Origin of the sequence: Hyphomonas oceanitis SCH89 (assembly GCF_000685295.1) — a bacterium.
GTDB lineage: Bacteria > Pseudomonadota > Alphaproteobacteria > Caulobacterales > Hyphomonadaceae > Hyphomonas > Hyphomonas oceanitis.
Genome location: NZ_ARYL01000034.1, coordinates 17,654 through 40,674, shown reverse-complemented (window position 1 = coordinate 40,674; position 23,021 = coordinate 17,654). Strand labels below are relative to the sequence as shown.

At 57.9% G+C, this 23,021-nt stretch carries 23 protein-coding genes; 7 read left to right on the top strand and 16 right to left on the bottom strand.

Annotated elements, in window-relative coordinates; translation table 11 throughout:
• Nucleotides 1-24: 24 nt before the first annotated feature.
• The 6 genes from HOC_RS16880 to HOC_RS16855 all read right to left on the bottom strand — a co-directional run bounded on the left by HOC_RS16880 (nucleotide 25) and on the right by HOC_RS16855 (nucleotide 6,458).
• Nucleotides 25-474: a MarR family winged helix-turn-helix transcriptional regulator gene (locus tag HOC_RS16880; RefSeq protein WP_035540749.1), complete on the bottom strand. Its 450-nt coding sequence runs from the start codon at nucleotides 472-474 to the stop codon at nucleotides 25-27.
• Nucleotides 475-670: 196 nt separating this feature from the next.
• The gene (locus HOC_RS16875) at nucleotides 671-2,077 is read right to left on the bottom strand and encodes an MFS transporter (RefSeq protein WP_162174885.1); all 1,407 of its coding nucleotides are present in this window, start codon (nucleotides 2,075-2,077) and stop codon (nucleotides 671-673) included.
• A 352-nt stretch (nucleotides 2,078-2,429) separates the two neighbouring features.
• Nucleotides 2,430-3,353: a fatty acid desaturase gene (locus HOC_RS16870; protein WP_035540747.1), complete on the bottom strand. Its 924-nt coding sequence runs from the start codon at nucleotides 3,351-3,353 to the stop codon at nucleotides 2,430-2,432.
• A 434-nt stretch (nucleotides 3,354-3,787) separates the two neighbouring features.
• A complete protein-coding gene (locus HOC_RS16865) occupies nucleotides 3,788-4,285 on the bottom strand; it encodes an aromatic-ring-hydroxylating dioxygenase subunit beta (RefSeq protein ID WP_035540746.1) in 498 nt (165 codons plus the stop codon).
• Nucleotides 4,282-5,457, bottom strand: coding sequence for an aromatic ring-hydroxylating oxygenase subunit alpha (locus tag HOC_RS16860; RefSeq protein ID WP_035540745.1), 1,176 nt, complete (start codon nucleotides 5,455-5,457; stop codon nucleotides 4,282-4,284). The genes HOC_RS16865 and HOC_RS16860 overlap by 4 nt, the downstream gene beginning before the upstream one ends.
• A 29-nt stretch (nucleotides 5,458-5,486) precedes the next feature.
• Nucleotides 5,487-6,458, bottom strand: a complete 972-nt coding sequence (locus tag HOC_RS16855; RefSeq protein ID WP_206741596.1) for a dihydrodipicolinate synthase family protein — start codon at nucleotides 6,456-6,458, stop codon at nucleotides 5,487-5,489.
• A gap of 182 nt (nucleotides 6,459-6,640) precedes the next feature.
• Here HOC_RS16855 and HOC_RS16850 point away from each other — a divergent pair, with 182 nt between their 5' ends.
• On the top strand, nucleotides 6,641-7,426 hold the full coding sequence (locus HOC_RS16850; protein ID WP_035540743.1) for a 1,6-dihydroxycyclohexa-2,4-diene-1-carboxylate dehydrogenase: 786 nt from the start codon (nucleotides 6,641-6,643) through the stop codon (nucleotides 7,424-7,426).
• A gap of 25 nt (nucleotides 7,427-7,451) precedes the next feature.
• On the opposite strand, the gene HOC_RS16845 is transcribed toward HOC_RS16850, so the two are convergent.
• Both HOC_RS16845 and HOC_RS16840 read right to left on the bottom strand, forming a co-directional pair.
• The gene (locus tag HOC_RS16845) at nucleotides 7,452-8,678 is read right to left on the bottom strand and encodes an NAD(P)/FAD-dependent oxidoreductase (RefSeq protein WP_035540742.1); all 1,227 of its coding nucleotides are present in this window, start codon (nucleotides 8,676-8,678) and stop codon (nucleotides 7,452-7,454) included.
• A 96-nt stretch (nucleotides 8,679-8,774) separates the two neighbouring features.
• Nucleotides 8,775-10,418 carry a sigma-54-dependent Fis family transcriptional regulator gene (locus HOC_RS16840; RefSeq protein ID WP_035540741.1) on the bottom strand — a complete coding sequence of 548 codons (1,644 nt, stop codon included), beginning with the start codon at nucleotides 10,416-10,418 and terminating at the stop codon, nucleotides 8,775-8,777.
• 217 nt (nucleotides 10,419-10,635) lie between these two features.
• Between HOC_RS16840 and HOC_RS16835 the strand changes: the two genes are divergently transcribed.
• The 6 genes from HOC_RS16835 to HOC_RS16810 all read left to right on the top strand — a co-directional run bounded on the left by HOC_RS16835 (nucleotide 10,636) and on the right by HOC_RS16810 (nucleotide 16,868).
• A complete protein-coding gene (locus tag HOC_RS16835; protein WP_035540740.1) occupies nucleotides 10,636-11,982 on the top strand; it encodes an aromatic ring-hydroxylating oxygenase subunit alpha in 1,347 nt (448 codons plus the stop codon).
• A complete protein-coding gene (locus HOC_RS16830) occupies nucleotides 11,975-12,502 on the top strand; it encodes an aromatic-ring-hydroxylating dioxygenase subunit beta (protein WP_035540738.1) in 528 nt (175 codons plus the stop codon). The genes HOC_RS16835 and HOC_RS16830 overlap by 8 nt, the downstream gene beginning before the upstream one ends.
• Before the next feature lie 35 nt (nucleotides 12,503-12,537).
• Complete coding sequence (locus HOC_RS16825) at nucleotides 12,538-13,905, top strand: aromatic ring-hydroxylating oxygenase subunit alpha (protein WP_035540736.1); 1,368 nt, start codon at nucleotides 12,538-12,540, stop codon at nucleotides 13,903-13,905.
• A 14-nt stretch (nucleotides 13,906-13,919) separates the two neighbouring features.
• Nucleotides 13,920-14,471: a 3-phenylpropionate/cinnamic acid dioxygenase subunit beta gene (locus tag HOC_RS16820; protein WP_035540734.1), complete on the top strand. Its 552-nt coding sequence runs from the start codon at nucleotides 13,920-13,922 to the stop codon at nucleotides 14,469-14,471.
• Between the two features lie 93 nt (nucleotides 14,472-14,564).
• Entirely contained in the window at nucleotides 14,565-15,707 is a 1,143-nt protein-coding gene (locus HOC_RS16815; RefSeq protein WP_277813056.1) for an alkane 1-monooxygenase, read from the top strand.
• Nucleotides 15,708-15,827: 120 nt separating this feature from the next.
• Nucleotides 15,828-16,868 (top strand): 2Fe-2S iron-sulfur cluster-binding protein, encoded by a 1,041-nt coding sequence (locus HOC_RS16810; RefSeq protein WP_035540732.1) that lies wholly within the window; start codon nucleotides 15,828-15,830, stop codon nucleotides 16,866-16,868.
• A gap of 95 nt (nucleotides 16,869-16,963) precedes the next feature.
• On the opposite strand, the gene HOC_RS16805 is transcribed toward HOC_RS16810, so the two are convergent.
• From HOC_RS16805 to HOC_RS16770, 8 genes are read right to left on the bottom strand one after another with little or no spacing between them, the layout of a single operon-like run.
• On the bottom strand, nucleotides 16,964-17,344 hold the full coding sequence (locus HOC_RS16805; protein ID WP_035540730.1) for a hypothetical protein: 381 nt from the start codon (nucleotides 17,342-17,344) through the stop codon (nucleotides 16,964-16,966).
• Nucleotides 17,345-17,402: 58 nt separating this feature from the next.
• Nucleotides 17,403-18,203: a 3-(cis-5,6-dihydroxycyclohexa-1,3-dien-1-yl)propanoate dehydrogenase gene (gene hcaB, locus HOC_RS16800; RefSeq protein WP_035540728.1), complete on the bottom strand. Its 801-nt coding sequence runs from the start codon at nucleotides 18,201-18,203 to the stop codon at nucleotides 17,403-17,405.
• A gap of 39 nt (nucleotides 18,204-18,242) precedes the next feature.
• Nucleotides 18,243-19,742 (bottom strand): aldehyde dehydrogenase family protein, encoded by a 1,500-nt coding sequence (locus HOC_RS16795; RefSeq protein WP_035540725.1) that lies wholly within the window; start codon nucleotides 19,740-19,742, stop codon nucleotides 18,243-18,245.
• A gap of 23 nt (nucleotides 19,743-19,765) precedes the next feature.
• Nucleotides 19,766-20,044: a 2Fe-2S iron-sulfur cluster-binding protein gene (locus HOC_RS16790; RefSeq protein ID WP_045695151.1), complete on the bottom strand. Its 279-nt coding sequence runs from the start codon at nucleotides 20,042-20,044 to the stop codon at nucleotides 19,766-19,768.
• Between the two features lies 1 nt (nucleotide 20,045).
• Complete coding sequence (locus tag HOC_RS16785; protein ID WP_035540723.1) at nucleotides 20,046-20,258, bottom strand: 2-hydroxymuconate tautomerase; 213 nt, start codon at nucleotides 20,256-20,258, stop codon at nucleotides 20,046-20,048.
• Entirely contained in the window at nucleotides 20,259-21,029 is a 771-nt protein-coding gene (locus tag HOC_RS16780) for a 2-keto-4-pentenoate hydratase (RefSeq protein WP_035540762.1), read from the bottom strand.
• A gap of 9 nt (nucleotides 21,030-21,038) precedes the next feature.
• Nucleotides 21,039-22,070: a 4-hydroxy-2-oxovalerate aldolase gene (gene dmpG / locus HOC_RS16775; protein ID WP_035540720.1), complete on the bottom strand. Its 1,032-nt coding sequence runs from the start codon at nucleotides 22,068-22,070 to the stop codon at nucleotides 21,039-21,041.
• Nucleotides 22,067-23,005 carry an acetaldehyde dehydrogenase (acetylating) gene (locus tag HOC_RS16770; RefSeq protein ID WP_035540761.1) on the bottom strand — a complete coding sequence of 313 codons (939 nt, stop codon included), beginning with the start codon at nucleotides 23,003-23,005 and terminating at the stop codon, nucleotides 22,067-22,069. Before HOC_RS16770 ends, dmpG begins: the two co-directional genes overlap by 4 nt.
• Nucleotides 23,006-23,021 lie beyond the last annotated feature (16 nt).

Genomic DNA, 23,021 nt, shown 5'->3' with positions numbered 1-23,021 from the left:
GAATTTACACCAAGTCCCGGGACGCTACCCAAGGTTGCCAGACATTTTCCCAAGCAGGGTCTTGACCGTGTCAAACTCCGTTGCGGAAATTCCTGCCAGTCGTTGCGCGTATATCGCGTCGGCCTCCGACCGAAGTGATGGAAGTATCTCGATAGCCTTGGGAAGCAGGTGCAGGCTCCAGACGCGCCGATTCCCTTCCATCGAACGCCGCTCGACAAAATGTGCCTTTTCCAACTGATCGATCACATGACCCACACTCGCGCGTTCACGATCTAGGTGTTTTGCAAGTTCGGTCTGGGTGAGTCCCGGTGAGCGGAATATATAGGCAAGGGCGCGCCACTGAGTGCGAGACAGGCCAAATTTTGCCACGGACGCATCAAACAGCTTGCGCAGTTTGCGCGGAACTTCCTCGACGAGAAAAACGATCTCGTCGGCCTCGGTCACATAGCTATCCTGGTTGATTTCGTCGCGCATCGAGGAGGCTCGCGCAATCGGCGATGACACGCGTCGGGCCGATGATCCGTGCCCGCTCGACGCTAGCGAGCGAACTTTAGGCAAGAAGGTGTTCGTGGCATCTTGCAGGGCCGATCATGCTCAATCAGTTTTTCGGTAACCATCAAGACTGCGACGCCCGCGACCGACGTTCAAAACCCAACCGCAGCGCTCAGCGTCAGGTCCCTGCGGCCGGGGTTGCCCCGGTTTTCGCGCTGGGCGGGATGTGTCTCCTCACCAGCAGCAACGCGATCACCGTCACGGCCATGGCGGCGGCCACTACATAATAGAAGCCCACCGGGCCGAAGCCGGACAGGGCCGCTGCGCCGATAAAGCTGCTCAATACCGCACCGACCCTGCCGATTCCCGCCGAAAGTCCAACCCCGGTTGCACGCAGCAACGTCGGATAGACGTGTGACGCGAGCACGTAGAGTACAACTTGAAGGCCTACGATACAGCCACCAAGCAGGGCCAGCGCCGTCAGGAGCAGCAGCTTTGGCGCGGCCGGGTCAAACCCCATGCGGCTCAACGCCAAAGCCCCCCCGGCACCGCCAAGCGCCATAATCACCATTGGCAACCGCGACCCGGTGAAAAGGATTATCCAGGATACCAGCACCGCAGCCACAATCGCCCCCACATTAAACGTCAGCAGGCCGCGGCTCGATGTCGGAAGGTCGAAGCCGGCATCGGCGAGCATGGTCGGAAGCCAGTTAAACGACATGAACACCGCCAGCAGGCAGCCAAAGAAGGCCAGCCACAAGAGCAATGTATCACGCAAGTAGGGAGGGCGGAGAAGGGTTGCCGCCGATGGCTTGTTGACACCCGATTCGGCGCGATCGACAAACACGGCGTCCGACGGCACGTCGAACCGCATCCTTTCGAAGATCTGGCGCAATTCGTTCGACCGTTCCGGCCGGGTCACCAGAAATCGTGGAGATTCCGGCAGCAACAAAAACAGCGCCAATGCCAGCACTAGCGGCAAGGCGCCCGCCACAGCGAACAATCCCCGCCAGCCCAATGCCGGAAGCGCTTCGGCAGAAACAAACCCGCCGACCACTCCGCCAACCGCCATGCAAACCAAACTAAGCGTAACCGCAAAACTGCGACGGTGTTGGGGCGTATACTCTGCAACCAGTGCGGTGACATTCGGGAGCGCGCCGCCCAGACCGATACCCGCAATAAAGCGGAATAGTCCCAGTGTCGGCAAGTCATTGGCGAAAGCGATTGCGCCCGTCATTGATCCGAAGATGATTGTGCTGGCCAACAGGGCTATCTTGCGTCCAAACTTGTCGCCGATGATCCCGCCGATTGTGGCGCCTATGGTCATGCCGATCAGGCCGATCGCCAGCACCGGCGCAAGTTCTTCCTTGGTCAGGTTAAGGTCGGGCAGCATCGCCGGGGCGGCAAAACCGAGCGCCAGCGCATCGAAACCATCGAGCACGATCACCAGGGAGCACAGCAGAAGCACCAGCTTCTGATAGGGCGTCCATGGCGATGTGTCTGAAGCAAACCCCACGTCGAATTCGGGGGGACCAGCTGGGATTGCATTAGGGGGCACACCTCCCCCAATCTCTTTGGCACTCATAATGGACATCCTCGCCGTTGCTGTTTTCGCTGGTCTACATGGTTGAGCAAAATTGCGCCAGCCTGCCGAACGCCCCTTTGCTTGCTTCCCAAATACGCTTCGTCAGCGGACTTTCTCCGTTCGAGCTTCCTGGGGATGATGCTCCGCCCGGTCGATTGTTCCAGCACCGTAACCAGCCCGCGCTGCCGATTGGCGGTCCTGTGCCTTGTGATCGGCGCAGTGCGGAAGGCGGGAGCGCGTGCAGCGTAGCGCCTGTCCATGAGTAGAGGCCAGCCTGACCGATCGCGGCGAGAGGCCGTTCGCAGCCGTAGGGACGGCAGTGATCTGATCGGGCAGCCTGTCGGGCCATCTATTATTCAGCTGGCTGCAATGCCGCGTCTTTTTCCTGGCGGTAGGCCAGATGGGACTCCATGTTCTCCGGCTTGACCCCAAAGGCTGTCTGTCGGCTGATGTTCTGACGGTTGATCTCATCGAACTTGATGAAATAGGCCTTATGCATCCTGTAAAAGGGAATTTCCGGATAGAGATGATGGATGAGATGGTAGTTCTGATAAACCAGCAACGGTGTCAGCAGCCATTCCCATCCGTAGCGCATCGTCGTCGCCATATAGGGCTCTTCATCCTGTGCAACCATCGCCGGATAGTGCGGCAGAATCACGAAAACGATCGCAATCAGGAACAGCGTGATTCGCGAGGGCAGAAACCACAACATGAAGAGTTCGAAGCCGTATCCAAAATAAAGGGCCGCTACAAACAGCGCGAGCAAGACCGAGTAAAAAGCGACGAGTTCCTTGCCGTGCTTTTTGCGAACATTCTGGCCGTACTTGAAAAAATAATAAATATAGGCGCCGTCAAACATCGTCCAGCGAAACGGCACCTGCCACCATGACGACTCGTGTTCGAAGCGATCAGGGTCTAGTGGGCCATTGGCATAGCTGTGGTGTTTGTTGTGCACCCACCGCAGAAGTACCATCGGGGCATATGGGAACAAGAAGAAGAGGCCGATCGCTCCGATCGTCTCGTTTAGCCATTTGACCCTGGAAAGGGACATATGGGCCGCATCATGTATTACGCTGAAAAGCAGATAGGTGATCAGGCCGTTGGCGATGGTGCCGAGCCAGATAGGTATCTGCCCCGTCAATGCCAGATACCAGACAATTCCGATGCCACCCATCGAGGCAACGAAAAGCAAGAAGGTCGGCAGCGCCAGTAACGGTGCCCTTCGCAACTGCTCGAAATACTCTTCCTGGTTTTTTGGAAAAACACTCGCAGCCATACCACATCTCCCAAATCTTAATTAACCCATGGGTTCAGCCATCGCGGTTTGGCGTTCCATGTTTTGTGTTCAATTGCTCGTTGCACAATTGTGCGGACTATAGACGCATGTTGTATAATATACAACTCTTATCCTGAAATGACATGGCAATCAGGCAACCCCGTTGAACGCCCGGCGCCCATACTAAACCGCCCAGGGATTGTCGGAAGCGATTTTTTAAAGTTACACGGCCATGCCGACGTTGGTCAGCATGGCATAATATTTTTGTTCGGCAAGCGGGGCTCAAATGTCAAATCGGCTCCCATAGGCAAACACTTGTTATCGTTCAAATTATAACAACTAAGGGCCTGAATGACGCCGGGCCCTTCTGTTGCGGCCGAAGCACTAGTTACCGGTTTGGCGGAAAATATCCGTCGCTTCGGCTGACCACCTGATCAAATCGGATAGACCAGATATCGCGGAAGTACTGAGGTATCGAGCTCAGCGCGCCTCGATAACAGCTTCAGTTCGCCATTCTTGTCTTGCCGAACAGTATCGAGATACTGCCCTGCCGCCAGCACTTGGGTGATACCGCTGTCTTTAGGCGTCATGAACACCGAAAAATTTGATCGCATTTCCAGGGTGGTTGCATCAACGCGATCAAAGCTGGTGAGCTGGACGAAATGGCGGGTTCGATAGTCCTGAAAGGTGCCAGCCCAGATGTCGTTCACGAAGGTGACGCGATCCTCGAGCCTGGCGCGGCAGTCGTCGTACATGAATCCAAGGGCGAGTCCGTGCTCCGAATTTTCCGCCGAACGGCAGTAGTAGGCGGCAGCCTCCTCGTCCGCGTAATTACCAAGCCACCCCGGCATATCCTTGCTGTCGAGCGCGTGAGCATCAGCCAGCAGCAGGGCGTTAAGCGCCGCTTCGAGCGATGTATCTGTCTGCATCATACTGTCGCCCTTTCGAAGCCCATGACCGAACGGTAATATTCCCAGCGCGGAAGATTGCCGCTCTCGTCATTCTGAAGAAATTCCGATTCCAGCTTCAAAGGGTCATGTACTCCCTTCTGGAAGATGGCCGACCCTGGTGTGTGGTTTCCGATGTGGATGCGGTGAAAGACCGAAGCATCCTCCATGCTGATCAGGCCGCACGGGCCGAGCAGGTTGGAACTTTGCCGCAGGCGATGGCGAACCATGTCCTCGTCGTCATCCTGATGGGCGAAATAGGCATAGTGGACTTCAACCGTCTCCGCATCGATCGGTGTAGCGAAGCGCAAGTTGATGACGTCAAGATGCTTCGTCGAAACGAAGGTTGGAAACAGCGAGACGATCCGGGATCCGACCGCCGGGTCCTGCCCTTTGAACTCGATCAGCGACTTGTCCTTGAGCACGGAAGGCCCGGTTGCCACAGAAAGGGCCGATTCGAAGCAGATGTGGCCGCGGTGCGTTGCCGTGTACTGGCGACCCTTGCCGCCTTGCCAGTTGAGCATCTTGAACGCCTGATGCAGCAACGGAGCATGATAGCCATCGTTATCGGTATACGACTTCCAGTTCGTATCATAACGGACCTTCTGGTAGCCAAGCAGCTTGAGCCGCCCGTCGCCCGCAAGCAGCTCGCGCAAGCAATTCTGCGAGTCGCCCAGATATTCAAGCAGCGGCTCGGTTTCCGCCGAAAGCGTCACGAATATCAGGCCAAAATAGATGTCGAACCGCGGCTGGGCAAGCGGATAGTCAGCTTTGTTGAAACCGGGCAGAAATTCCCGTGGGTTAGGACACCCGACCAGGTCACCCTTCGAATCGAACAGCCAGCGGTGGTAAGGGCATTCGAATTCGGTCTTGTTGCCCATGATCGCCGTCTCGAGCTGATTGCCGCGGTGCGAGCAAGCGTTGTAGAACACCCGCACCACGCCCTCGACGTCGCGCCCGATAAGCAGCGGTACGCCCGCCAACCGGAAAGTCTTGAAATCTCCTGGGTTGGGCAATTCGCTTTCATGGGCGACCGGGTGCCATTCGGTGCCGTGAAAAATCCGTTTGACCTCCTCCGCATAGATGTCCTTGCGAACAAAGGCTTCTTTAGGAACTTCATTATAGTTTTTCGGCCACGACAGGTTAATCTCCGTCATCTGCTCTCTCCCAAATTATCGCGCTGATATCATTTCTCAGATTCGAGTGCTTTGCCGAGCTCAGCCCACATTCTGCCCGACTGGCGCGCGCCTTCGAGGTAGGGTTCCGGGCAAAGATGATAAGGCGGACGGGCCGGGCCGGCATTCATCCACCCGCCGGCATTCATCCGCGCCTTTTCAAGCGCGATGTTGTAGGTCGAGAATTCCTTAAAGCTGCCGTTAGGGAACAGCGGCGCTGCCGTTGGGCCGAGCTGGCCCATAAAAGCCCGCGCCGCGCTCCAGTCGCCCGTCGCGCGCGCTTGCGACACGAGGTCGCGCAGCGTAGTTGTCACCAGCGGATGACACACGGCACCGCTGGACCAGAAGGCGTCGATTGAATCGTCCATACGGGCTGCACCATAATAGTCGAAGTCGATCGGCAGCAGCTTGATGCGACCGCGAACTGCCGCAAGGTCTGGCAGCAGGGTGCCGACACCGATGTACTTCGCCGTGACGACCTGCGGAAGCTCGGCCACCTGTGCCCAGAATGAACGTGGAAAATCGAATTTGAAAGCTTCGGGATTGGCGTAGATCGCAATGTTCATTTCAGGGACGGCTTCAGCGACATCCTTGTAGAACTGCACGGCAACGTCGAGGCTGGGAGCGCACCACATCGGGACTCCCAACATAGTGCCATCCGCACCTATATCGAGCGCCTGCCGGGTTAACGCGACGGTATCGCGGGTGTTGATGCAGGTAGTTCCGACAAAAATCGGCACCCGGCCAGCCGCAGAATCGACCAATGCCTTCATGAAATCGAGCTTTTCATCGTGGGTCATGGTCGCCGCTTCCCCAAGCGTGCCCATGCTTAGAATTCCGTTAATTCCTGCGTCGATAAGACCGTTTACCACGCGCGCGGTCTCATCGAGATCCACCGTTTTTGTCGCGCGCCAATCCGAGGCATTGTCCTTCGCCGGAGTGGGAATAATTGCCCATGCTCCTTTGATGTCGGCTGGGGCCATAAGTGTACGCGTCATCTTCGTCGCTCTCCTAGAATTTACGTCAGGTGATTGTTGCCGCAGTGTCCCGGCGTTCTGCATTGTGTAACGCTTTTCCTTGCATGACATAAAGTGCGGATATATACAAGATCGTCCTTCGACCTTGCGTATTTTTCAGGAGTTCGGGAAAGAGGAGCAGACTGACCATGCCTATATGCAGACGGTTCGAAAACCAGGTAGCGGTTGTGACAGGCGGAGCTCAAGGTGTCGGGCTGGCCACCGCCCAGCGCCTGGCGGAAGAAGGCGCGACGGTGATCGTCGCTGACCGCGCAGCTCAAGCCACGCAGGATGCGGTCGACCGGCTGCGGGCCGACGGCGCGGACGCCCACGCCGCCATCTTCGACCTTGAGCAATGCGAGGGAGCGACCGAACTTTACCGGACGGTTTCCGATCAATTTGGCCGGATCGACGTGGCAGTCCACAATGTGGGCGGCACGATTTGGGCCAAACCCTATTGGGACTATACACCAGACGAGATCGTGGCAGAAATTAACCGCTCGCTGTGGCCGACTCTTTGGTGCTGCCACGCAGTGGTGCCCTATATGCTCGCGGCCGGGCGCGGTTCGATCGTCAATATCGGTTCAGTGGCCACACGCGGCGTGAACCGGGTGCCCTATGCCGCCGCCAAGGGCGGAGTCGCTGCGCTGACCGCTGCCCTGTCGCTGGAACTGGAAACCAGCGGTGTCCGAATCAACTGCGTTGCGCCGGGGGGTGTCAATGTTACCCGGGTCACGCCGCGCGATCCGGCGCCAATGAGCGACGCCGTCAAGGCGGGCTTTGCCGGGGTGATGGAGCAAACCATGCGCGACACCCCGATGGCCCGTTTCGGCGAACCCGAGGAACTGGCCGCCGCAATCTGCTTTTTTGCATCGGAAGAAGCGTCGTACGTTACGGGACAGACGCTCTTCGTCGCAGGCGGCGGTATCGGATAGGCCGGTCCCGCGGCGCTGCCATCCATCAAGCGGTCTGTTTAAGCAGCTCACGTAATGAAACATCCGCATCGGCAAGCCGGTCCGCACTGGCGATCACCCGCCGTTCGACCAGCCGTTTGCCAATTCCCATGTCGGCAGCGCGGTTGACAGTCAGGACTCCTTCAATGGTATTCCCGGAGAGGAAGAAAGCGACGAATGCGTTGCTTTCGACGTCGCCGCGGACGACAATCTCGGCTTCTACCGGAATTTGTCCGCAGAACTGGATGTTCAGATCGAACTGGTCGCTCCAGTACCACATCGGCTTGCAGTAATCGACTTCGTGGCCAAGCATTGCCAAGGCCGCAGCCTGGGCTTGGTCGGCCGCGTTTTGGTACGTTTCCTGACGGAATCGACCACCAAAAAACCCGTCCTGTTCGGCCACGTCGCCGGCGGCGAACACTATTGGACTACTGGTTTGGCAACGACGATCGACGACGATCCCGTTGTTTACAGTCAACCCGGCATCTATCGCCAGCGACGTTGCAGGAATGATTCCCACGCCGACTACGACAGCGTCGCAAGGGATGAGGGTGCCGTCGTCGATCTCTACGGCGGAGACGCGACCGTCCGCGAACTTGAACCCCGTGACGCCCCGGTTGAAATAGGTCCTGACCCCACGCTTGCTGTGCTGCTCACCCAGCCATAGGCCGAAGCGCTTGCCCAGCGCCCGTTCCATCGGCGCCGCCAGCGGCTCTATCGCGGTTACCTCGCAGCCCAGCTTGATCGCGCTGGCTGCCACTTCAGCACCGATCACCCCCATCCCGACAATAACGACCCGCGCCCCTTGACGAAGGTCGAGTGCCATCCTGGTGGCGTCGTCGCGGGTGCGCAGATAATGGACATTGGCACAATCGGCTCCCGCTAAATTGAGTTTGCGGGCATGCCCGCCGGTCGCCAGCAACACCTTGTCGGCGGTGACCAGCGGCCCGCCGGACAGGCGCACTCCGCCCGCATTCAAATCTAGCGCTTCAACACGCGTGTTGAGAAGCAGGTCGATCCTGTTTTCCGCGTACCAGCCCTCATCTTGCAAGAAAAAATTATTCGGAGCCTCCGCCGTATTCCACAGAAGTTCTTTCGAAAGAGGTGGGCGTTCATAGGGCCTCAACGGCTCTTCACCGATAAGGGTGATCTGACCGTCAAACCCCGCCTGCCGAAGTGCTTCCGCCGCTCGCCCACCAGCAAGATTCGCACCTACAATCGCTACCGAATGCACTCGATTTCTCCCAATTTCACGAACGCCGCCATACCTTTATCCTTGCACACTCTGTTAAGGTTTGTGTTGCACAATATACAATATGTTGTAAATCCGTCAATATCTGTCATTTCGAATTTTCTCGATACGGTATGCCAGTTGCCGACGCGTCAGCCCCAATTCTCTGGCCGCTAGTGCAACGTTACCGCCGGCGGCTTCGACTGATGCACGAACGATCGCATCTTCGATCGTCGAAAGCGTTTCGCCGTTCTGGCGAAGCAAGCCGACCAGCTGGTCAATCCCAGACGACTCTTCGGAGCTCGGCTCCGCGCCGACCACACGGCCATCCTGAGCCAGGGTCAGACTGCTTGGGATGAGCGCCCTGTTCGATCCAATGAAGAGGTGCCGTAAATCGATGGCACCAGTTTCGTCGGCGAGCAGCACGGCACGCTCAACCATCCGCTCCAGTTCCCTGACATTGCCGGGATAGTCGTGCATCAGCAGCGCATTGATCGACCGCGCCGTGAAGCCTTCTACGGTACGCCCGTGACGCTTGGTATATTTGGCGCGGAAGTGCTCCATTAATCCCGGGATGTCCTCGCGCCGCTCTCTCAGCGGCGGAACCCAGATCGGCAGTGTTGAAAGACGGAAGTACAGGTCCGGACGAAATGTCCCCGCAGCGATTGCCGCCTCGAGATCGATGTTGGAGGCGGCGATCAGGCGAACGTTTACCTGGATGGTCTTGGTACCACCCACACGTTCGAATTCGCCTTCCTGGATGGCCCTCAGAACCTTGCTTTGCGCCAGGGGTGACAGCATCGAAATCTCGTCGAGAAACAGCGTACCACCGTGGGCGAGTTCGAAACGTCCTTGCCTGTCGGTCATGGCGCCGGTGAAAGCACCCTTGGCCACACCGAACAGTTCGGCCTCGATCAAGCCTTCAGGAATTGCTGCGCAATTCAGCGCGACGAAAGGCGCGTCGCGGCGAAGGCTAAGCCGGTGCGCCATCCTGGCGAACACCTCCTTGCCGACTCCCGTCTCCCCCAAGAACAACAGCGTGGCATCGGTCCCTGCAGTCCGCTCGATCAAGTTGCGCACCGCGTGGAAGCCTGCCGATACTCCAGCGACGAATTGGTCGTCCTGACTCTTGAGGCCGCTTGAATCGATTTGAACCACTGCCGTTTCGACATCGTCCAGGCTTGGCCACTCGGCTTCAGGCTTGCCATGGAGCAGGCAGGCCCGATGCCCCATTCCCTTGCACTCGATTTCACGCATGATTATGGGCTGACCCGCGAAAGTGCTTGCAAAGCCGCTGGCAAAACCAGTTTGCAACCAACACACAGGATCGGTGCTAATGCCATCGGTCGCGAGATGGATTCCGGCTTCAATCGAATCGTGGACCAGAAAACGACCATCGAAATGCCCGTTCTCGGTATCGGTGTCCAAAGTTTCGATCTCGGTCCAGCCGAACCCGGTTACTGCATGGGCTTGAGGGCCGACCGCAAAGGCATCAAGGAAACTGCTGCCGGGCCTTAAATGCTTTGCTTCGACTGCGCAACGCGCGCCTTCGGCGAACCCTATCTCCCAGAATAGTCGGCGAGCGCTGACTAAGCCCAGTTGGACAACTATTTCGTTCCGCAACATGACTAGCGCAGAATTACTCAGCAATACGCAGCGCTCGCTGTCACGCCAGATGCGGCCCTGCTCGGGCGAAAAACGGAGCCGGCTGGTAAGGTCGGTGTACGCGGGGAGATGCTTCATGCCTTATCATAACAAAAATGTACACTGTGCGCCACAACATCATCCAGCACTCGACAAATATGTCAAACTTTAACGGGGTTAAAAGTAGAGATCTTTTATATATGCACGAGATTCCTTGACTTTTGAATTTGGCACAGTTTATGCATGATATAAGCAAAATTCTGGACATGGCTGACCGAAGGAAATCTGCGGCGGCGACTCGGAGGAGAGGACGCAGATGGATGTTTCCGACCTGGTCGATACGACGACAGGCCGTCAAAAGCGGACGATCTACTCGAACGAGGAGCTCTACAAACAGGAGCTTGAACGCATTTTCGGTCGCTGCTGGCTGTTCCTCGTTCACACCAGCCAGATCCCCAAAGCTGGTGACTATTTCCGCACCTTCATGGGCGAGGACGACGTCATCGTCATTCGCCAGAAAGACGGATCGATCAAAGCATTCCTCAACAGCTGCACCCACCGCGGGAACCGCATTTGCCGCGCCGATCGCGGCAATGCCAAGGCCTTTACCTGCAATTATCATGGGTGGTCGTTCGCGCCAGACGGGTCGCTCGCCGGGGTTCCGCTGGAAAACGAGGCCTATTTTGGCGAACTGGACCGCAGCAAGCTGGGCCTGGTTCAGGTAACCCATGTTGCCGAATACAAGGGCCTGGTCTTCGGCTGCTTCGATCCAGATGCGCCCTCGCTCGAGGATTACCTTGGCGATGCAAAATTCTTCCTCGATGTCTGGCTGGATGCGATGCCAGGCGGAACTTCGCTGCTCGGCGAAACCCAGAAGATGGAGCTGGGCAGCAACTGGAAGCTGCCGGTTGAGAATGTCTGCGGCGATGGCTACCATCTGGGTTGGGCGCATGCCGGAGCGATGTCGGCCGTCCAGTCGATGGACCTTGCCGGTCTCAGCGTCGGCAATTCGAGTACCAACCTCGAAGGCGGGCTTTCCGTCGCCGGAATGAACGGCCACATGGCGCTGACCTCGCTCGACGGGATTTCGGGCTACGCCTTCTACCCCGAACCGAAGCCCATGATGGATTATCTGGAGGCCAATCGTCCCACGGCGATCGAGCGGTTGGGCAAGGTGCGCGGCGAACAGCTGTGGGGTTCGCAGATCAACATCACGATTTTCCCCAACCTCCAGTTCCTGCCAGGCCTGAACTGGTTTCGGGTCTATCATCCCAAGGGTCCGGGCAAGCTCGAGCAATGGACCTGGGCGATGGTGGAAAACGACATGCCTGACGAGATGCAAGCAGCAATCCTTGACAATCAGTGCCTGACCTTCGGGCTTGCGGGCCTGTTCGACAATGACGATGGCGACAATCTAGCTGCCTGCACCGAACAGTCGCGTGGCTGGCGGACGGCGCAGATGGACGTGTTCACTAACATGGCGCTCGGCCGTTCTGGGCCGCGCGATGGCTTTCCTGGCGACATCGCAGCCGGATTGGTGAGCGAGCACAACCAGCGCTATTTCTATCGCCGCTGGCAAGAACACATGCAGGCTGAAAGCTGGGCCGAGGTTCCCACCTACAACATCAACTCGCTCTCCGTTGAGGAGCCTGAGAATGCTTGAAATGAACCCTGCCCCGGTCCTGGTAGAGGATATGATCGCTCTGACGCAGCGCCTGTATCACGAAGCGCGCCTGCTCGATGCCGAACGCTTCGAGGACTGGCTGGAGCTGCTGTGCGACGATGTTACCTACCGAATGGACCTCAAACGGCGGCGCTTCCGGGCAGATCGGTCGCCGCCGGCAGCAGTCGGCGCTGGCGTTGTTTTTAACGAGAACATCGCGCGCCTTAAACTCAGGATCGATCGCCTGCGCTCGGGATATGTGTGGGCCGAGGATCCGCCCAATTTCGTGCGCCGCGTCATATCGAACGTCGAAATCGAACCTGCGGATGCCGAAAACGAGGTGATCGTACACTCGGTGATCGTTATTCATCGCAACCGCATCGACGGCTTGGCGCGTCAATTTACTGCGGGGCGCACCGACCGGTGGCGCCATGGCACGCAGGGCTGGTGCCTCGCTGCGCGTGACATCGCGCTTGACCATGCGGTGCTGCCAGACAGCAACATCAACGTGTTTTTCTAAAATGAAGTTACAAAGAAGTTAATGGGAGAGAAATGATGCGCATTGAACGGATGGGCCGCGAGCCAGAATTTTCACAATACATGGACCTCAAGGAAGGCTGGCTCGATCGCCGGATCTTCAGCGATGCCGAGATTTACGAGGAAGAGCTGTACCGCATCTTCGCACGGTCCTGGCTGTTCGTGGCCCACGAGAGCCAGCTGCCCAAGGCGGGCGATTTTCTAACCACCCATATGGGCGAAGACGGCGTGATCGTCGCGCGTCAGCCCGATGGCTCGATCAAAGTCTTCCTGAATTCCTGTCCGCATCGCGGCAACAAGGTGTGCTTTGCCGACGCCGGAAACACCCGCCGGTTTGTCTGCAATTACCACGGCTGGGCCTTTGATACCGGCGGTGAACTGAAAGGCATGCATGAGGAATATTGCTACGACGAAATCGATATTGATCGGAAAAAGAACGGCTTGAAGCAGGTTGCCCGGGTAGCCGGTTACAAGGGGTTGGTGTTTGCGACCTTCGCCGAAGACGGTCCGAGCCTGGACGCGTGGCTGGGCGACTTTCGCTGGTACCTCGACATGTTGCTCGACAATGAGGATGGCGGCACCGAATTGATCGGCGGCTGCATCAAGTCGGTGATTAACGCCAACTGGAAGTTCGGCGTCGAGAACTTCATCGGTGATGCCTACCATGCTGGCTGGACCCATGATTCCGGCTGCCGTTCGATGAACAATGGCGAGCCTTTCCCGCCGGTCGACATGGAAAATTCCTACCATGCCAGCGTCAACGGCCACGGGTGGGAATTCGGCACCGAAGGGGTGGGCGATCTCTTCCTCCTGGGCCGACCGAAGGTTATGGAATACTATGAAAGAATCCGGCCCAAGATGGCCCAGCGGCTGGGTGAGATGCGCTCCCAAATCTTCGGATCGGTCGCCTCCGCGTCGATTTTCCCCAACGTGTCGTTCCTTCCTGGCATTTCGACCTTCCGTCAGTGGCAGCCCAAGGGACCAATGGAGTTCGAACTCAAGACCTGGGTGATCGTCAACAAATCGATGCCCGATGACATCAAGGATGAAATTACCAAGGGGGTCATGCAGACCTTTGGCCCAGGGGGCACGTTCGAGATGGACGATGGGGAAAACTGGAGTAACTGTACCACGGTCAACCGCGGCGTAGTGACCCGCCACGAACGCCTGCACTACCGCTGCGGCATATCGCGCCAGATCGAGCACGATACGCTGCCGGGCATCGTCTATCGCGGGCAGTATAACGACGCCAACCAGCGCGGTTTCTACCAGCGTTGGCTCGATATGATGGAAGCCGACAAGCTGGATGCAATGCCCGAGCGCCCAGAACCGCGCCTGACAGGCGTTAGCGAGACGCGCGACGTTCCCGGCCTGTTCGCGCTTTGAAAGGAATCATTACTATGACAAAGAACGCCACGTTCGAACGCCCGCAGACGGGCCAGAGCGCCTCGCTCGAACTGACGCACGCCTTGACCCAGACCGTCTATCGCGAAGCGCGCATGCTCGACGATGAGAACTATGTCGGTTGGGTCAAGATGCTGGCCGACGATTTGCTCTATCATATGCCCGGCATTGAAACGCGCTATCGCCGCGACAAGACCGACCAAGTAAACGATCTGACCCGGATGGCCTATTACAACGACAATCTGGAGGAGATCAAGAAACGGCTTTCGCGGCTGGAAACCGGTACGGCCTGGTCCGAGGATCCGGCCACGCGTTACACGCACATCATCACCAACGTTGAGGTAGAAATGACTGAGAAGGAAGGAGAATACCAAGTCTTCTCCAACTTCTACGCCTATCGCAATCGCAATGAGCGTGAGGAAGACTCGCTGATCGGCAACCGTGTCGATATCTGGCGCGAAGCGGGAGCTGCATTTCAGCTGGTCAAACGGCGAATCATACTCAAGCATAATGTCCTGCTCAGCAAAAACCTGAACATCTTCCTTTAGGGATGCGGCGGCACGAAATGCGAAGCCAGTCGCATTTCGTGCCGCTAACCATGCGCTCCTCGGCGCGGGGCATTCCCATATACGAACAACAATATGGCCGGCCTGCGGACCGGACGGATCGGAGAGAATAAAGTGGACGCATTACGGTATTATCTTGTGCCCGTTATGACCATGACGGGCATCGCAGGGTTTGTCCTCGGCGGCCCGTTCGTGTGGCTCGGCTTTGGCACCTTCCCAGTGCTGATGATGCTTGACATAGCCCTTCCAAATGACAGCAAAATGCGCGCACTCGGCATTTCGTCCGTCGCCGATTTAGCGATCTATCTGCAGCTACCGCTGATGATCGCACTCTATCTGGTTTTCGCCCACTCGGTAAACTCCGGCACAAATCCGATATTGGGTGATGCGGCTTCGGGTTGGCAGATCGCCGGATCGATCGCCAGCCTTGCATGGCTTTCTGCGGTTCCGACCCTGCCCGTCGCGCACGAGTTGATGCATCGCCGGCACTGGTTCCCAAGGGCTGTGGCAAAAGGATTGAGTGCCTTCTATGGCGATCCCAATCGCGATATTGCGCACATTGTCACCCATCATGTGCATCTCGACACAGCGAAAGATAGTGACACACCCTTGAGAGGGCAGACCATCTACAGCTTCGTGTTTTCGGCCACCTGGGGTTCGTACAAGGACACCTGGGATAAGCAGGCGGAGATCCTTTCGCGTCTGGGTCATTCGAAATGGAGCTGGCGCAATGCGATGTGGTTGCAACTGGTGCTGGTTGGCGCAATTATCGGTGTGATGGTCGTTCTCGCCGGTCCTATCGCCGGACTCGTGACGGTCACCGCGATGTTTTTTGCCAAGATGCTGGTTGAAGGCTTCAATTACTTTCAACATTACGGCCTGCTGCGGATCGAGGGGGAGCCGATCGCCAAGCATCACGCATGGAACCATCTTGGCATGATCGTGCGTCCGATCGGGGTCGAGATCACCAATCACATCAACCACCACCTCGACGGGCACACCCCATTCTACGAACTGCGGCCCGAGCCCGAGGCGCCGCAGATGCCGTCGCTGTTTCTGTGTTTCCTGTGCGGACTGGTCCCGCCAGTCTGGAACCGGTTCATCGCCCAGCCGCGCCTCAAAGACTGGGACCAGAGGTTTGCATCACCTGGCGAGCGCAAACTTGCACAAGCCGCCAACGCGAGGGCCGGTTGGCCGCAGTGGCTCGCCATCGACTGACACAGTCCACCAACATCCGTCCGGTCATCTGCATGTTACTCGAGCGTCGTCCCTCCGGGGATGACACTTCCTTTTACTTTCATCCCACTTGCCGCAAATCGAACAGAATAGATCGCATTCATGTTTTCCTTCCTGAAAAAGCCCAAGCCCAACAAGGTGACTGTGACCTCCGAAGCGCGGGAGTTGTTTGTCGCCCAAGACAAAACCCTGCTCGAAGCAATGCTCGCCGAGGGCATGGCCATGCCGCACGATTGCAAAGTCGGTTCGTGCGGAACCTGCAAATTCAAGCTTCTGGACGGCAAGATACGGGAATTAAGTCCATCCGCGCTGGTTCTGGAGCGCGACGAACTGTCGGCTGGATACAGGCTTGCTTGTCAGGCCCTACCTCGCTCGGATTTGACGATTGCACTCGACGCTCCCTTGTTGAGCCAGCAAGCTGTCAAAAACTATCCGGCAACGATTGTCGCAGCCACCCGGCTTTGCCCGGATATAATCAACCTCATTGTCGAGCTTGACCGACCGCTGTCCTTTACCCCAGGCCAGTACGCCGATCTGAGCCTGCCTAGCATCGACGGCCCCCGAAGCTACTCCTTCGCATTCGCACCCAAAAACGGGTCGGCAAAGCAGTTGCAATTCCATGTCCGCCATGTTCCGGGAGGCGCTTTCACCGACTGGTTGTTTGGCGGTGAACGCCTCGGAACGCAGATGGAGGTGGCGGCGCCCTATGGCGCGTTCCACCTCAAGCCAAGCAAGGCGCCAATGCTCTGCATTGCGGGTGGCAGCGGCCTCGCTCCGATCATGGCGATTTTGCAGGAGGCCCGTGCGCTTGGCGCCAATCGGCCGGTTATCCTGTTGTATGGCGCCAGGACCAAGGCGCACCTTTATTGCCTTGATGAAATCAGCGCACTCGCCGCCGACTGGAATGCGCCGTTCGAATTTATACCGGTCCTGTCCGAAGAATCACCGGATAGCCCCTGGGAAGGCGCCCGGGGGCTGGTGACGCAGCAGATCGCCGAAATACCAGACCGGGCACAATGCGAGGCCTATCTCTGTGGCCCGCCCGCGATGGTCGACCTCGCTGAAGAAGTGTTACTCAAAGCCGGCGTGTCTCGCCATGCGATCTCTGCAGATCGTTTCCTCGATCGGAGCAGCGCGCGGTAACCCCGCACTAAAATAGCCTGTGCGCCAAGCGCTGTTTTGCGCCTTGGAGCAACAATGTCAAGCCGGGCGCGAGACAGTGATTCTGCAACCCCGAGTCAGTTATCGACCCGGATCATCTTGCCAACCATTTCCTGGATATCCACCTTTTGGGTGTTGTCGAGCAGAACTGCAACGCGGTTCAAGGTAGCAATAACTGACGTGTATTGACCATGCGCGTAAAAGGCGTCGATCGGATAGACGACTGTCTTGTCGACAGGTGCACGATGGTAGCTGAGCTGCCCGATCCCGTAAATTGCGAGTCCCCCGGCTTCGGCATGAGCCATCATACGTTCGGCGCGATCTCTTGTGAGATCGCCGCCGAATTCGACCAGTTGGGGAGGCGCGACGGTCGGACCAAGGTGCGTCGGTTTCCACCGGGCGGCTCCAATAACCCCCGAAATGACGAACAAGTCGGAAAATTGAAATTTCTCAGCCATGGCTTCTATCCTCCTATCATGCGCTTGATACTAACAACCCTAGCTCTCGGCATCGTGTTCACCCGTCCGGACGTTTCCCGATTCCGATTCCGCCATCGCTGAGGAGCACTGTTCCGGTCATGTACGAAGAGTCCCGCCGCGAAGCCAAAAGGGTATAGAGACCAGCATGGTCGGCAGGTTCGGCGATCCTTCCGAGCGGAGTCATGCCGGAAATCAAATCGTCAAGCCCGGGCATCTGTTCCATCTTCGTCTCTGCAAAGCCGCCGGTCTGGGTACCGCTGAGCGGGGTCCGTGTCCCACCCGGCGCAACGCCGTTGACACTGATGTCCGGTGCTAGTTCCCAGGCCAGCTGTTTGATAAGCCCGAGCACAGCGTGCTTGGACGCAACGTATAGAGTGCCGCCTCCTCCAGTGTAGTAGCTTGAAGTCGAGGCGGTAAAAATAATACTTCCCTTAACCTTCCGGAGCTCGGGGATGGCGGCGCGGGCACCGAGAAAGTAGCCCTTGAGGTTGACATCGAATATCTCGTCAAAAACCTTTCCGAGCTGCTCGGGCTCCTGCTGTTCGAGCGGAACCATGAAATCCCAGATTCCAACGTTCCCGACAAACACATCGAGCTTGCCGAACGCCGCCACGGTTTCCGCAACGGCGCGGGAATTGTCCGCATAGGAACGCACGTCTCCCGTTACCACGACGACGCTGTCTCCATGTCGCGAACGCACCAGTTCTGTCTGCTCGTCATCCTTGACGAGCACGCCGACCCTGGCGCCTTCTTCGATATAGCGCGCGACTACCGCCGCGCCGATCCCGGTGGCGCCACCGGTAAGTAGCGCCACCTGTCCATCAAGCCTCTTAGACAATTTTCTCTCCTTCTTCGCCGATTGTCGTTCAGTTCAAAATTACTGATCGAACATCCCGGTGCGACCCTCTTGCAAGTTCACCACGACCGACTTGGTCTGGGTGTAGTGGTTAAGCACTTCATGACTGAATTCACGACCGAACCCGCTCTGCTTGTAACCGCCGAGTGGCATGTTGGCCTTCAGATTGTAGTAGCGGTTGATCCACACCGTGCCGGTTTCGAGCTTGCGTGCCATGCGGTGCGCGCGCGCAATATCGCGGGTCCAGATACCACCCGCGAGGCCGTAATTGGTATCGTTCGCCACCTTCATCATATCGTCTTCGTCCTTCCAACTAATCACGCTGGTAACCGGGCCGAAGATCTCTTCACGCGCGATACGCATCGAGTTGTTGACGTTGGTAAAGACCGTCGGGCTGATGAAGTGCCCATCGGCAAGATTGTCGTTACGGCTGCCGCCGGTCAGAACGGTGGCGCCTTCTTCGGTAGCCAACTGGAGATAGCTCTCGACCTTGTCCATTTGCATCTTCGACGCCTGTGCGCCGAGCTGGGTCGCAAAGTCCAGCGGATCGCCCTGACGAATACCTTCGAGCGCCACCTTGAACTTCGCAAGGAACTCATCCTGGATCGACTCGTGCAGGAACAGGCGTGAGCCAGCCAGGCAAACTTCGCCTTTGTTGAGCACGGTCGACATCGTGGCACTTTCGACCGCGGCATCGATATCAGCATCCCCACAAACGATGTGCGCGGACTTACCGCCCAGTTCGAGCGTCTGCGGGATGATATTGGCGGATGCATATTGCATGACCCGGCGGGCCGTCGCCACCGACCCGGTGAAGGCGACCTTACGGACGTCCTCATGAGTCACAAGCGCCTCACCGACGTCAGGACCGTAGCCGGTGACCACGTTGATCACGCCTGGGGGCAAAAGATCCGCCATTTCTACGAAGAATTCGATCACCGAAAGGCAGACCGTCTCGGCAGGTTTAAGCACAACCGTGTTCCCTGAAGCAAGGGCTGGCGCGATTTTGCACGCCATCATCAGCATCGGCACGTTCCACGGGATAATCTGCGCGCACACGCCCAGCGGCTCGCGGTGAACGATGCCGACAGCATCGGGGAAATCCAATGTCTGACCATGAAGGCCATACGCCGCGCCGGCAAAAAGCTCGAATTGGCCGATTGCCTGAGGCATATCGAAATACATCGATTCGCGGATTGGCTTACCGTTGTTCAGGGTCTCAAGCGTGGCATAATGCTGATGGCGCGCCTTGAGCCGACGCGCGACCTCAATCAGGATTTCCTGACGTTCGGCAGGCGAACTTTCTGACCACTTCGGAAAGGCGGCCTTTGCAGCGGCCACTGCACGCTGGATATCCTTGGCATTACCGGCCTGGATCTTGGTCAGCACCGCGCCTGTGGCCGGATTGATCAGGTCGATCGTCTTCCCACTATCACCGGAAATCCACTCGCCGCCGATAAAGTGACCGTATTCGCTCTTAATTCCGTATTCGTTTTCAACGTTTTTGAGTTTGGTAGCCATTTCATATCTCCTCTAGATTTATATTACACTTCGATTAATAAGTCAGCGGCCGGATAGAGGCGGCATGCTAGGGCATAACCCGCTTCACGGTCGCTTTCTGAAACCTTTGCGGCACTCATTTTGCCGGTCTTATAGCCCCCTTCGACCACTTTGACCCTGCAGATCCCGCACCCGCCGCCCCGGCAACCAACGCCAATATCGCTCGATCCGCATCGCTCCATGGCCAGCAAGACCGACTCGTCCTCACCGCAACTGAACTCTCCGCCGCCGACAATCCGGATCAGGTGCAGCCCAGTTGTCACGTCATTCCTTCCCGGCGGCCTTTGCGGCCGCTTTCGCCGCGAAGGACTGTCCACCGACCGCGAAGTGGCCGCTCGGCATCTCGCGCAAGATAATGCGGACCGATTCACGCGGCGCCCCGATCGACGTTATGGCAGCATCGGTCAGGGCTTGGATCAACCGTTCTTTGTCATCCGGCGATCTACCCTCGAGCATGTTGACCTCGATGATTGGCATTTACGCCTCCACCTGAAACATTACGGCACCAAGCCCCTGGATATTCGTGCGGACGGTTTGACCGGGCGCGAGATTGGGAGCGGCGGTGATGCCACCTGCCATGACGATGTCGCCTGCTGAGATTTCTTCTCCGCCTTCAGCGACAAGTCGCGCCGCGGCGACCAACGACCGCAAGGGATGGCCGAGAATAGCTGCAGTCGAACCGACCTCGATCACATGGCCGTCGATTTCGAGAACAACCCCGAGGTTCGAGAAATCCTTGGCTGGATCGTTCCATTGTCCGATCACAAGGCCAGAAGACGAGGTGTTGTCGGCAATAACATCAGACAAAGCGAACTTGAAGTTCTCGTACCGGCTATCAATGATTTCCATTGCTGGAGCAATCGCTTCGACCGCCGCCAGCGCCTCCATCGCTGTGACCTTTCCGGAAAGCGGCGCCTTCATAAGGAAGGCCACTTCCGGCTCAACCCGTGGGTGAACGAAACGTGCGCGAGACATCGACGCGCCTTCCTCGATCAGCATCGCGTCGGTCAGGCGTCCCCAGGCTACCTCGTCGACCCCGACCTGCAGCATCTTGGCCCGGCTCGTCAGACCCATCTTGACTCCGATTCGGCGTTCACCGCGGCTGAGGCGACGATCGACCGACAGCTTCTGCACCAGATAGGCATCCGCCACACTCAGATCGGGGTCGGTATGCGTCAGTTGGGGCGTTGCGCGCGCATGAAGCGCCGCGCTGTCCAGAATTTCCGCGTAACGTTCAATCTTGTCCATTGCCATCGCCTATGTTGCCCGCGCGGAAACGAGATCGAGCGCAACATCGACAATCATGTCTTCCTGCCCGCCAACCATGCGCCGTTTACCCAGTTCGATCAGAATTTCGCGGGTGTCGAGGCCGTATTGTTCGGCCGCCTTTTCCGCGTGACGAAGAAAGCTTGAATAGACACCGGCATAGCCCAGGCTCAGCGTCTCGCGGTCGACCCGCACCGGGCGATCCTGGAGTGGACGGACCAGATCTTCCGCTGCGTCCATCAACGCCATCACGTCGCATCCATGGTTCCAGCCCTTTCGGTCGGCCGCAGCAACGAACACTTCGAGCGGGGCGTTGCCCGCCCCTGCCCCCATGCCTGCAAGGCTGGCATCGATCCGTACTGCGCCTTCCTGAGCGGCAACGATCGAATTTGCGACACCGAGCGACAAATTGTGGTGGGCATGCATGCCGCGCTGGGTTTCTGGCTTGAGAACGCGGTCGTAAGCCCGCAGCCGCTCGCGCACACCGTCCATGTCGAGTGCGCCGCCGCTGTCGGTCACATAAACACAGTGCGCGCCATAGCTTTCCATCAGCATGGCCTGCTGGGCCAGCGCCTCGGCGTCGATCATGTGGCTCATCATCAAAAAGCCCGATACATCCATACCAAGATCGCGGGCGATACCGATATGCTGCTTGGCAACGTCTGCTTCAGTGCAATGGGTTGCAACACGTACCGAGCGAACACCCAATGCGTAAGCGCGGCGAAGCTCTTCGACCGTGCCGATGCCAGGGACCAGCAGCGTGGTCAGCACCGCCCGTTTGATCACGTCGGCTGCCGCCTCGATCCATTCCCAGTCGGTGTGAGAGCCAAAGCCATAGTTGAATGACGTGCCGTTGAGACCGTCACCGTGCGACACTTCAATGGCGTCGACACCGGCATCGTCCAGGGCCTTGGCGATCGTGCGGACGCTGTCGGTGCCGTACATGTGAAGGATTGCGTGCATCCCGTCACGCAGGGTGACGTCCTGGATGTAAAGCTTGCCGGTTTCAGGGTTGAAGGTCATGGTGCCACCCTTTCTAGGTTCTGCAATGCAAGCCGCTCGCCGGCCGCCTTGGCCGCAGCTGTCATAATGTCGAGGTTGCCGGAATATTTTGGCAGGTAATCGCCCGCCCCCTCTACCTCGAGGAAAACGCTGGTCTTGAGACCGACGAACTCGCCATAGCCGGGGATTTTGAGAGGCTGGTTCGAACCAAACCGCTCGAACTGTACCTCCTGCTTGAGGCGATAGCCGGGGACATAAGACTGGACGGTCTGCACCATGTCCTGCACCGACTGCCGGATAAGATCCTCGTCAACCTGATCGGTCAGCGTGAAAATCGTGTCGCGCATGATCATCGGCGGTTCAGCCGGATTGAGGATGATAATCGCGCGTCCGCGGCGCGCACCGCCAACGACCTCGATCGCCTTAGCAGTGGTCCGGGTGAACTCGTCGATATTGGCGCGGGTTCCCGGCCCCGCTGAACGCGACGAAACCGATGCGACAATTTCTGCGTAATGGACAGGACTCACGCGTGATACGGCTGCGACGATCGGGATGGTCGCCTGGCCTCCGCAGGTGACCATGTTCACGTTGCGGACGCTGCTGTCGAGCACATTTCCGACCGGGGGCACGAAAAATGGTCCCAATGCTGCGGGTGTCAGGTCAACGACCAGTTTGCCATCCTGCTGCAACGCGGCATCATGCTCCTTGTGGGCGTAAGCCGAGGTCGCGTCAAAAGCGATCCCGATCTCCGAATAGACGGACAGCTTGCGTAGCCCTTCAATCCCCTCGTGGGTGGTTTCCACGCCCCGTTCGCGGGCCATCGCCAGCCCCTCGGATGCCGGGTCGATACCAACCACTGCGGCAAGTTCGAGCACATCTGAACCTTTGAGCAACTTGATCATCAGGTCGGTGCCGATATTTCCCGAGCCTATGATCGCACATTTCATTTTTGGCATACGCTTGTCTTTCATC